At 75.5% G+C, this 11,869-nt stretch carries 4 protein-coding genes; all 4 read left to right on the forward strand.

The window, feature by feature from the left end:
• The first annotated feature begins 308 nt into the window (after positions 1-308).
• The 4 genes from WME85_RS46035 (at position 309) to WME85_RS46050 (ending at position 11,837) form a co-directional block, all read left to right on the forward strand.
• A complete protein-coding gene (locus WME85_RS46035) occupies positions 309-3,758 on the forward strand; it encodes an AAA-like domain-containing protein (protein ID WP_437830845.1) in 3,450 nt (1,149 codons plus the stop codon).
• 443 nt (positions 3,759-4,201) lie between these two features.
• Positions 4,202-7,933, forward strand: a complete 3,732-nt coding sequence (locus tag WME85_RS46040) for a protein kinase domain-containing protein (RefSeq protein WP_437830846.1) — start codon at positions 4,202-4,204, stop codon at positions 7,931-7,933.
• Positions 7,930-11,157 carry a hypothetical protein gene (locus tag WME85_RS46045; RefSeq protein ID WP_437830849.1) on the forward strand — a complete coding sequence of 1,076 codons (3,228 nt, stop codon included), beginning with the start codon at positions 7,930-7,932 and terminating at the stop codon, positions 11,155-11,157. The genes WME85_RS46040 and WME85_RS46045 overlap by 4 nt, the downstream gene beginning before the upstream one ends.
• Positions 11,157-11,837 (forward strand): hypothetical protein, encoded by a 681-nt coding sequence (locus WME85_RS46050; protein ID WP_437830851.1) that lies wholly within the window; start codon positions 11,157-11,159, stop codon positions 11,835-11,837. The genes WME85_RS46045 and WME85_RS46050 overlap by 1 nt, the downstream gene beginning before the upstream one ends.
• The last annotated feature ends 32 nt before the right edge of the window (positions 11,838-11,869 follow it).

Here is an 11,869-nt window from a genome sequence, read left to right on the forward strand (position 1 = left end):
GCGCGTCGCGCGTCGCGCGTCGCGCGTCGCGCGTCGGACGACGCTCGACGCCCGAGCGCGCCGCCGCCGCGGAATTCGCGTGAGCCGTGGCCCATGCTGTCGACGTTTGACATGATCGCGAAGTCCATCGCGCCGTCACGAGCTCTCTTGTTTCACCACGGACGCTTGTGGCGCGGGATGTCGTTCCGTTGACGGTACCGGCGTGGCATGGCACCGTCAGATTCGTGACTTTCCCGACGCCTCCCGATCTCGATCTGGCTACAGCCAGTCCCGTAGATCAAAGGCACCGGTTCGAGGCGGGCGGGACCGTGGGAGACGGCGCGATCTATATCGAGCGCTCCGCGGACAGGGAGCTCTTCGACGCGCTGCGGGGCGGAGAGCTCTGCTATGTGCTGTCCACCCGGCAGATCGGGAAATCCAGCCTGCGACTGCGGGTCTCGAGGCGGCTCCGCGCCGAGCAGGTCGAGTGCGCGAGCGTCGACCTCGAGGCGCTCGGCCCCGAGTCCGCCACGCCGGCGGGCTGGTACCTCGGGATCGCGTCGGAGATCGCCGAGCAGCTCGGGCTGGAGCCGCCGGACGAGTTCTGGGACGAGCACTGGCACCTCGGGCCGGTGCACTGCTGGTTACGCTGGCTCGAGGACGTCGTGCTCGTGGACATCTCCTCCGCGATCGTCCTGTTCATCGACGAGATCGACGCCACGCTGTCTCTGCCGTTCTCGCGAGACGACTTCTTCGCGGTGATCCGCTCGTTCGTGAACCGGCGGGCGGAGCGCCCGGCCAACGCCCGGCTGACCTTCTGCCTGCTCGGGGTGGCGGCGCCGTGGGAGCTCGTCGCCGATCCGACCCGGACGCCGTTCAACATCGGCCGCGCGATCCGGCTCGACGATTTCACCCGCGCCGAGGCGCGCGGGTTCCGCGCGGGGCTCGACGGGCTCGTGGCCGATCCCGACGCGCTGCTCGACGCGGTCTACACGTGGACCGCGGGGCACCCCTACATGACCCAGCGGCTCTGCGCGGATCTCGTCGGCGAGCGGCGCGGCCTCAGCGTCGAGGAGGCCGTGCAGCGGCGGTTCCTGGCCCACGGCCGGACCGAGGACCCGAACCTGCGCTATGCGGCGCGGTGCCTGGAGGCGCCGGGGCCCCACCACCACGCGCACGCGCCGAAGCTCCTCAGGCTGTACAAGCAGCTGCTCGACGGCCACCGGGTCCCGGTCGACAGCGGGGATCCGGTCCAGCTCGCGCTGCGGCTCGCGGGCCTCTCCGCGGAGCGGACGAGGCCCGCGGGCGGGCCGTGCCTCGACGTGCGCAACCGCATCTTCGGCGCTGTCTTCGACCGGGCGTGGGTCCTGTCGCGCGAGGCCGATCGGGCGATCACGGAGCCGCTCGCGCGCTGGCTCACGAACGGGCGGAAAGACGACTTCCTCGTGGGCGGCGCGGCCCTCGCCGAGCTCACGTCGTGGTGCGACGGCCGCGGCGATCTTTCGGCGGAGGAGCGGGCGTTCCTCGCCGCCTGCGCGCGGGCGGAGGTCCAGAAGCGGTCGATGCGGCGGCTGCTCACCGTGCTCGCCGTCGCGGTCACGCTGCTCGGCAGCCTGATCCTCGTGCTCCTCTGGCAGATGGGGAAGGAGGAGCAGGCGCGGATCCGGGCGCAGCAGGAGTCGCGCGAGAAGGACGCCCGGCGGCTCGCGGCCCAGGCCGGGAAGGAGCTCGCCGAGGGCCAGCTGCAGCGCGCGCGCCTGCTCGCCGTGGAGGCGGGCCTCGCCGCCCGGGAGAGCGGCCGCCCTGCGGGCCCCACCGTGGTGCAGGCGCTCGGCGACGCTGTCTGGGGCCCCGCGGTCGGCCAGGAGGTGCTCGCCGGGCACGGCGGCGCGGTCCACGACGCGGTCTTCAGCCCGGACGGCCGCTCCGTGGCGACCGCCTCGGCGGACGGGGCCGCGCGCATCTTCCGCCTCGACGGGCGCGAGGAGCCGATCGTGCTGCGCGGCCACAAGCTCGCGGTCGTCGCCGTCGCCTACAGCCGCGACGGGAGCCGCCTGGCCACCGCGTCCACCGACGGCACGGTGCGCCTGTGGCGCGCGGACGGCCACGAGGAGTGCACGCTCGGCACGCGGGACGCCGCGCCGGCGAGCGTGGCGTTCAGCCCTGACGGCAGCCGCCTCGTCGCCGGGACGACGAACGGCGCGGTCTACGTGTGGCGCCCCGGCATGGGGGACGAGCCGCCGCTCGTCGTCACGCTTGGCGAGCGGCTCATCCGGCGCGCTGTCTTCAACCACGACGGCACCCGGATCCTCGCCACGGCCGTCAGCGGGACGGTGTACGTGGTGCGCACCGACGGGCAGGGCGCCCCCGTGGTGCTGGACGGGCACGGGCAGGGGGTCGAGGTCGCCGACTACAGCCCCGTCGACGACCGCGTCGCGCTCGCGGCGGGCGACGGGACGGCGCGCGTGCTCGTCCCCCGCCAGCGCGAGCCCATCGTCCTGCGCGGGCACACGGGGCCGGTGCGCAGCGCCGCCTTCAGCGCCGACGGCACGGCGATCGTCACCGCCTCGGCGGACCGGACCGCCCACATCTTCCGGGCCGACGGCAAGGGCACGCCCACGGTCCTCTACGGGCACGAGGCGGCCGTGAACAGCGCCGCCTTCAGCCGCGACGGCAAGAGCGTGGTCACCGCGTCCGACGACGGGACCGCGCGGGTCTGGCGCCTCGACGCGCCGGGCGAGCCGCTGCTCCTGCACGGCCACGACGGGCCGCTGACCGCCGTCGCCGTCAGCCCGGACGGCGCCAGGATCGCCACCGCCGGGACCGACCGGACGGCGCGCGTCTTTCGCGCCGACGGCTCGGGCGAGCCCGTCGTGCTCCGCGGGCACGAGGAGCACCTGCTCAGCATCGACTTCAGCCCGGACGGCAACCGCCTTGTCACCGGCTCGGCCGACAGGACCGCGCGGGTGTGGCGAACGGACGGAAAGGGCCAGCCGGTCGTGCTCGGCGTTCATGACGACCGGGTGGTCGGCGTCGCCTTCAGCCCGGACGGGACGCGGATCGTCACGACCTCGTGGAACGGCATCCTGCGCGTGTTCGAGGTCGGCGTGCAGGGCGAGCCCGTGGTGCTGCGCGACGAGCGCGCGGGGCTGATCCGGGCGGCGTTCAGCCCGGACGGCAAGCAGATCGTGGCGACCTCGGGTCCGAACGTGAAGGTGTGGCCCGCGGACGGCCGCGGGGTCCCGCGCGTCATCCCGTCAGGGTACGAGGAGCGCGCGATCACCGCGCTGGCGGTGAGCCCGGACGGGAACCACATCGCGATCGCCGCGCTCGACGACGGCGTGCGGTTGCTGCGCGCCGATGGCCAGGGCCAGCCTTTCGTCCTGAACGGCCTCGGCACGACGGTGCGGGCGGTGGGGTTCAGCAGCGACAGCGCGCGTATCGTGGCCGTGTCGAGCGACGGCATCGCGCGGGTGCTCCCCGTCGACGGGCAGGGCGAGGCGATCACCCTGCGCGCCGAGGGCGTCACGCTGACGGACGCCGTGTTCAGCCCCGACGCCGCCCGCGTGGTGGCCGCCGCGAACGACGGCGCGGCGCGCGTCTTCTCGATCGCGGCCGAGCCGCTGATCGCGCGCGCGTGCGCCTACGCCGGGCGCAACTTCACGCGCGAGGAATGGGCGCAGCTCATGCCCGACATCACGTACCGCGCCACCTGCGACGAGTGGCCTGGCGCGCCCGAGCAGGACGCCGGCGCCGCGCCGCCCCCGCCCGTGCGGTGAGGTGTGCTGAGCGCCGAGGCGGCGCGTCGGTGGCTGTCGGTGGTTGTCGGATCGGAGAGGGAGGCGGGCGGGCGACGGGCCGGCGAGGTGGGGAGAAATGCTCAATGATTTCTTGGCGTTACCTCCTTCACGCGAGCTCCTTCCGGGCCGACGCGGCAACGGCCGGGCTGTCCGTCGTCGGCCGCGCTGGCCGCGTTGGCGGTGATCCTCTGTCCTCGGCTGCGCGCGTGAGTCGCAGGTCTGTCACCTTCACCCCTCGGAGCGCTTCTCCTACCTTTCTCTCGTGAGGGTGGACGACATGGTCATGGTTCGCGCTTCACCGGGAACCATGTATGCTCGCCCTGGCTTACTCGCCCTCTGCCGCGCACGGCGCGGTCTCTTTCATCGCCCGATTCACCGCCCGATTCGCCGCCCGATTCGCCGCCCGATTCGCCGCCCGGTATATGGCCCCGCTCGACCCGCATGCCGAGGAGCCGAACCTCGTAGACACAGCCGCTGCGCGGATCGGGACAGCCCTGAACGCCAAGTGGCGGCTCGATGACCTGCTCGGGGTCGGCGGCATGGGCGCCGTGTTCGCGGCGACGCACCGCCGGGGCTCGCGCGCCGCGGTGAAGGTCCTCCACATCGAGTTCGCCCGCAACGCCGAGCTGCGCGACCGCTTCCTGCGCGAGGGCAAGATCGCGAACCGGGTCGATCACCCCGCGCGCGTCGCCGTGATCGAGGACGACCTCAGCGACAGGGGAGAGCCGTTCCTGGTCATGGAGCTGCTCGCCGGCACGACGCTCCAGCGGCTCGCGAGCAGCGCCGGCGGCACCCTCCCCGTCGCGCAGGTGCTGCCCGTCTTCGACGTCGTGCTCGACCTGCTCGAGAAGTGCCACTCGATCGGCATCGTCCACCGCGACATCAAGCCGGCCAACATCTTCGTCACGAGCGCCGGCCACGTGAAGGTCCTCGATTTCGGCATCGCCCGGATGCGCGACCCCGAGCGGCAGGCGACGCGCGCGGGGCTCACGTTCGGCACCCCGGCCTTCATGTCGCCCGAGCAGGCCATGGGCGTCTCGGGCATCGATGGCCGCTCGGATCTCTGGTCGGTCGGCGCGAGCCTCTTCACCCTGCTGTCCGGCAAGCGGCTGAACCGCGGCCGGAGCGAGTCCGAGTCGTATTTCCTCGCGGCCACGCAGACCGCGCCGTCGATCGCGACCGAGGTGCCCGACCTGCCGGTCGAGATCGTCGCGTTCGTCGACAAGGCGCTCGCCTTCGAGCGCGGGAGCCGCTTCCAGAGCGCCGCCGCGATGCGCGCCGAGCTCCGCCGGCTCACCGCCGCGCACGCCGCCGGCCAGCTCACGCCCTCGCGCGAGAAGAAGGCGCCGCGCGTGCTCGTCCGCGGCAACGACGCGATCGACGAGGACCAGGAGCCGCCCTCGATCGCCGTCGTCGAGCAGACGTGCCAGCGGCTCGTCGGCGTCTGGAAGCAGCTCGCCCTCGTGCTCAGCAACATCCGCCAGTACGGGTGGAACCACCCGCACGTGAACAAGGGCATCCACTTCGCCTTCGACGAGATCACGCGCACGCTGTCGCAGAACCCGCTCGGCGTCCGCTGGGAGGTCACGCCGAGCGCGTTCACCTCCGGCGGCCAGCCGATCTGGCAGCCCGACCGGCCGCCGTTCGATCGCATCCCGTACCAGCTCTTCGCCGACGGGGTCCGGAAGATCCAGATCAAGGCGGGCGTCACCGAGGCCGAGCTCCGCGACTTCGCCGCCATCCTGCTCCGCGACCAGAGCTTCGGCATCGGCGAGGACGACGACGCGGTGACGGCGCTCTGGGACCGGCGGTTCGAGCACATCGCCTACATGGCGATCGACCAGTTCGCCGAGGGCGACGTCGATCCGGAGGAGTTCGAGGATCAGTGCCGCGAGATCGCGACGGGGGCGCGCGCCCTCGCGCAGATCGAGAGCCTCTGGGACGAGAGCTCGCTCGCGGGCAGGGCCCTCCAGCGGAACGTCGAGGCCGCGCTCGCGGAGACGGGCGCGGCGGCCTCGGCGCTCGCCATCGACCCGCTGACCCGGAGCACCCTCGGCGCCCAGATCGCGCTGCCCTCGGAGCAGTGGAGCGAGCGCTACATGGAGGCGTTCGTCGACGGGTACGTCGACGCCGTCCGGCACGGCGACGTCGACCGCCTGACCACGGCGCTCACCGCGTGGACCGCCGACCAGATCGTCCTGCACAGCTACGAGCTCGCGTTCGAGGTGCAGGCGATGCTCCGGCGCGCGTTCGCCGGGCGGCTCGACATCGTCCAGCGGGGCGCGCCGGGGGCGCAGCACCGGCAGGGCGCCGCGCTGCCGCAGATCTCGCTGCGCTCGGTCGACCGGACGCTCGCGCACGCGATGTTCCCCGTCGAGGCGCTGCGGGCGATCCTCGACGACCTCGCGACGGCCCACCCGGAGGAGCCGGCGGCCGCCGGCGCGGGCGCCCCGGCGGCGGCTGGCGCCGCGGGGCACGGCGCCGCGGCCCATCATGGCGCCGCGGGCCACGGCGCCGCGGCCCATCATGGCGCCGCGGGCCACGGCGCCGCGGCCCATCATGGCGCCGCGGGCCATCATGGCGCCGCGGGCCACGGCGCAACGGCCGTCAGCGCCGCGTTCGCCGGCGCGGCCCGCGGCGCGCCCCGTTCGCCGGCCGACGCCGCGGCGCAGGCTGCCGCGGCCCGCAGCGCGTCGCGTTCGCCGGCCGACGCCGCGGGCGCCGCGACGCCGGCCGGCGCGGGCCGCGGCGCGCCCCAGGCCGCCGCGGGGCGGAGCCTGGCGCCGCTCGACCCGGCGATCGTCGAGGGCCTGGCGCGCGCGCTCGACGCGCTCGAGGACGGCTCGCTCTTCAGCGCTGCCTGCCAGTGCTACAGCGCGGTGCAGTCCGAGCGCCTGCGCGAGATCCTGTTCGCGTACCTGCGGCGGTGGGCGCCCGGCCGGGAGGCGGAGCTCGGCGACCTGCTCTCGCGCGCCCCGGCCCCCCTCGCCCTCACGCTCATCCAGCTGCTCTCGCAGCTCAAGACCCCCGAGGCGCTCGCCGCGCTGGAGGCCGGCTTCGCGAGCCCGCACGTCGAGGTGCGCATCAGCGCGCTCGCCGAGCTCCCGGACGCGGCGGGGAGCGAGGGCGCTTCCGGCGCGGGCGCCGCCGCCGAGCGCGTCCGGGAGGAGCTCCAGAAGCTGCTCGACGACCCCGCGCCGCCGGTGCGCCGCGAGGCCCTGCGCCTCATCGGCAAGCTCGGCGTCCTCGCCGCCGGCCCGACGCTCGTGCGGCGCATCGTCGCGCCGTCGTTCCACGACCTGCCGGCGACGGAGCGGCGGCAGTGGATCGAGACCGTCGCGCAGCTGAACCCCGCGCGCGCCGAGAAGCTCGCGATCGAGCTGCTCGAGAAGCGCCAGCTCATCCCCTCCGAGGCGATCGAGCAGACCCGCGAGCTGGCCGCGCACTTCCTCTGCCAGGCGCGGAGCTACGAGGCGCTCCGCGCCGTGAAGGAGGCGACCAAGCCGCGCTGGTGGAACACCCCGCCGGTGCGCGACGCGGCCGCCCGCGCCGCGGTCGCGATCGCCGCGCGCCTCGTCGCGCCGACCCGCCCGAGCGATCGCCCGCCGTTGGCCGCGTCGCTGCCGTCGCCGTCGCTCGCCGAGACGAGCGCCCCGCCGCCCTCCCGCGCCGCACGGTCGTACTCGCCGGTCTCGGTCCGGCGCGCGAACCCGGCCGCGCCGCTCAGCCTGCCGGACCAGCTCGAGCCGTGGAGCACCCCGCGCCCGGGCTCCGTCGGCCCGCACCCCCACGGCGCCGACGCCGGGCGGCCCGCCTACCGGCCGCCCATGGTCTCGCCCGTCCCCGGCTCCTCCGGCGCCGCCTCGGCGCCGCCCAACTCCGTGCCGTTCAGCCGGCGCATGCCGCCGCCCTCCGCGGCCTCGGCGTCCACCCCGACCGCCGCGCCGCCGTCGATGCCGCGGCCCGTCTCGGCGCCCCGGTCCCCCACCCCGCCCTCCAGCGCCACCGCGCCGCCGTACAGCGTACGGCAGGGCCCCGTGTCGATCCCGCTCGGCCCGTCGGCCCGCCCGGCCATCGAGCCGGCGCCCGGCAGCGCCGTCCCGTCGACGAGGCCGGCGCCGTCTCCGTCGCCGCGCGGCGGGAGGAAGCCGTGAGCGAGGAGAAGGCCAACCTCCACGAGATCACCGGCGAGACGGCGATCTCGGGCGTGAAGGCCGACGGGCGGCGCCGCGCGGCGCTCGGCCTCGTGCAGATGATCTACCGGCTCGCGAAGGCGTGCCTGCTGCACAGCGACTCGAACCAGGCGGTGCTGTCGCTCGTGCCGTCGGCGATCGAGAGCGTCGTCCAGTTCTGCGATCTCTCGGGGAGCGAGGCCGCGACGCTCGTGTTCGCGGGCAACACCCTGTTCCTCAACGGCCAGATGCTCCGCGCCTCGCGCGAGACGTACGAGGTCGCCCTCGAGCTCGGCAGCTTCTTCGAGGCGTGCGACGTCTCCGAGCTCGTGCTCGACAAGACGGTGCGCCGCGCCGAGCTCGCGGCCTTCGCCCGGCTCCTCGCCGACGCGCAGCGCGATCGCAGCATCGCCGCGCGGCTGCTCCAGTCGAACCTGCGCGGCGTCCGGGTCCGCAAGCTCACGAACCCGTTCCCCGGCGGGTCGATCGAGGGCGACGGCACCCGCATCGGCCGGATCAGCCGCACCTACGCGGCGGCGATCCTGGTGATGCGCTCGTTCTACGCGGCCCTGCGCTCGTCCGAGGCGGCGCTGCCGCAGCGGGTGAAGCGCGTCGCGCAGAAGCTCGTCGCCGCGGCCGAGGAGGACGCGCGGCTCCTGCTCTCGGTCGCCGCGGGCAAGGTCGCCGACCCCGACGAGGCGGGGCTCAGCGTGTCGACCGCGATCGTCGCGCTCGGCATCGCCCGCCAGCTCACGACCGACCGGCGGATGCTCGGGAGCCTCGTCACCGCGGCGCTCCTCTACGACGTGAGCCGGCTGCGGCTCACGGGGGCGCTCGCGGGCTCGGCCGAGGGCGAGGAGCCCGCCGGGCGCTCGCTCCTCGAGCGCAGCCTGAGCGACGACGAGAAGGAGCGGCTGCCGGCGAGCGCCGCGGTCATGCTGACGGCGCTCGGCAAGCTGCACGCGCCGTCGATCACGCGCACGGTGATCGCCTACGAGGCGCTCGGGCTGCGGCCGGGCGGCCGGCAGGGGCCGCTCTACGGCGGCCGGCGCAGCCCCACGGTGCTCGCGCGGATCCTCGCGGCGGCCCGCCAGTTCACGGAGCTCCGGGCGTCGCCGTTCCCGGCGCTCGACGGCGTGCCGGGCGGCGCCTCGTCGCTCGACGCCGTGCTCCAGCGGATGGTGGCGGGCGCCGAGAGCGCGACCGACCGGGCGATCGGCAAGCTGCTCATCGGCGCGCTCGGCATCATCCCGACGGGGACGTTCGTCCAGCTGAGCACCGGCGAGCTGGGCGTCGTGCTCTCGACGCCGCCGTCGCCCGCGCACTTCGCGCAGCCCCCGGTGCGCATCCTCTTCGACGAGCAGGGGCACCTGCTCGGCGCGCCGTTCGACGTCGATCTCGCGCAGCGGGCGCCGGGCGCGGAGCCGTGCTTCATCGTCCGTCCCGTCGAGGTGGAGCCGCACCACGAGCGCGCGATCCGCGCCGCGTTCGGCTTCCGCGCCGGCAGGGGCGCCGCGGGCGTCGAGTCGCGCGTGACCGCCGCCGCGCCGGTGCTCTTCGGCGACGAGGTCCCCCCGACCGAGCCGGGCGACACGCTCGCGCCGCGCGCGATCCGCCCTGCCGACGAGGGCGGGCGCGCTGTCCCGTCGCGCAAGGAGGCCGCGTGGCTGGGCAGGCCGCTGGCGGGCTCCGCGCACGCCACGCCGTCCCCGGCCAGCGTGCAGCCGAGGCAGCCTGCGCCGGAGCGCCCGCCGCCGGCCGAGCGGTCGCGCAACGAGAACCTGATCTCGACGCAGCCGCCTCCCTCGACGGCGGCGGCGCGCGCGGCGACGGCGGTCCCTCCCCCGCCGCGGCTGCCGCGGGACTCGCGGCCGTTCGGGCAGGTCGCGTCGACGAGGTACGCGGTGCCCGCGCCCGAGCCGACGCGCCCGTCGCGGCGGATGGAGCGCCGGGACGACCCGCCCTCGCGGGACCAGGGCGTGGGCCAGCTGCCGACGATCGGGCCGCCGGCGGCGGCGTTCCCTGTGTCGCGGAGGCCGGGGGACGCCCCGCTCGGCCCGCCGACGCGCCGGTCGGATTCCCGAGCAGATCCGGAGAGCTGGGACTGGGACGACGAGCTGCCGACCATCGATCCGCCGCCGCCCGCGCCCCCGCCGACGTCGCGGAGCCCCTCCTTCCCACCCGAGCACGTCCCCAGCCGCCCGCCGGACCGGGCGCCCAGCTACGCCCCGGGCCGCGTCTCCAGCCTGCCGCCGGACCGGTCGCCCAGCCAGGCCCCGGCGGGCCGCGTCTCCAGCCTGCCGCCGGGCCGGGCGCCCAGCCAGGCCCCGGACCGGGGCTCCAGCCCCGGCTTCGCGCCCACGCGTGCTCCGGCGGCTGCGCAGGACCGCACGCCCGGCGCCGGCTTCGCGCCCACGCGTGCTCCGGCGGCTGCGCAGGACCGCACGCCCGGCGCCGGCTTCGCGCCCACGCGTGCTCCCACGTATCCGCCGGACCTCGCCTCCAGCGCCGGCGTCGCGTCCGGGCGTGCTCCCGGGTATCCGCCGGACCGCGGTTCCAGCGCCGGCATCGCGTCCGGGCGCGCTCCCGGCTATCCGCCGGACCGCGGTTCCAGCGCCGGCGTCGCGTCCGGGCGCGCTCCCGGCTATCCGCCGGACCGCGCCACCAGCCCCAGCCCCAGCCCCAGCTTCGCGCCCGGGCGCGCTCCCGGGTATCCGCCGGACCGTGGCTCCAGCCAGGCGCCGGAGCGTGCCCTCAGCTACGCGCCGGACCCTGTGCCCACCGAGCGGAACGCGTCGCGGGGGCTCTCCGGGGGCGGGACCGCCTTGAGCCTGGAGGACGCGGACCTGACCTGGACCGACGACCTGCCGACGCTCGATCCGCCGCCGCCGCCGAGCACGGAGGAGCTGGAGCGCGACCGCCTGCTCGCGGCGTACCTGGCCGAGCGCACGCCGTTCCCGCAGGCCGATCTGCACGACTGGGGCGCGTCGTCCGGCGAGCCGCCCGGGCTGGCCGAGGCCGACGCGGACGGCAGGTGGCGCGGCGGCTCGCCGTCCCAGCACGCGGCGCCCGACTCGCGCGCGACGCCGCCGATCAGCTCGAGCTCGTTCGGCGCCTCGCGGCGCCCGCCGCGCGCGCCCATCCCGCGGGAGGAGCCGGACGACGAGCCGAGCCACCCGACGGCGCCGGAGAGGCGGGACCGCTGATGGCCTGGCGCGCCGCGCTCCCGCGGCGACCGGGGACGGGGCGCGCGCGGGGCCTGTCGCGCCGGGCCGGGGCTGCGCTGGTCGCGCTGCTGCTCGCCGCGCCGGCGTGCGGCGACGATGAGCAGCCTCCCCCGCCTGAAGAGCAGCCTCCCCCGGACGAGGGGGCGTGCAAGCTCGGGTATCTGGGCGAGGAGGGCGCGGACATCCGGATGGAGGTCATCGCGCTCGACTCGAGCGACGCGGCGCGCCCGGTGAGCGACGGCGACGGGCTCGACATCATCATGCCGCCGCAGGGCGGGCGGGTGCTCTTCCTGGGCGTCCGCGCGACGAATCTGGGCGCATGCGCGGTCCAGCTCTCCGGCTCGCTCCGCGATCCTGAAACCGGTCGGGTGATGTCCGAGTCGAGGACGGTCAACCTGAAGCCGACCGGCGACGGCTGGGGCGCGAGCGTCGACGCCGACATCTCGACGTTCGCGAACGTGGGAGTCTGCCCGAACAACTGGTCCGGCCGGAACCTCTTCGACGAGGACTACGAGATCGTGGTGCAGGTGAAGGACAGGGAGGGCCGGATGGCGAAGGAGGTCAGGCAGGTCCGGCCGGCGTGCAACGAGCCCGAGTTCGAGGTCGAGTGCCGCTGCATCTGCAAGCACGGGTACATCCTCGGCGAGGCGTGCAAGTAGGCCGTCGCCACCGGTGGGACGCGGGGCTTTCC

It is taken from the genome of Sorangium sp. So ce1153, from assembly GCF_051521595.1.
Lineage (GTDB): Bacteria > Myxococcota_A > Polyangia > Polyangiales > Polyangiaceae > Sorangium.

Coding starts and splice junctions, on each gene's coding strand:
- WME85_RS46040 (WP_437830846.1), top strand. CDS start 4,202: ATGGCCCCGCTCGACCCGCATGCCGAGGAGCCGAACCTCGTAGACACA.
- WME85_RS46050 (WP_437830851.1), top strand. CDS start 11,157: ATGGCCTGGCGCGCCGCGCTCCCGCGGCGACCGGGGACGGGGCGCGCG.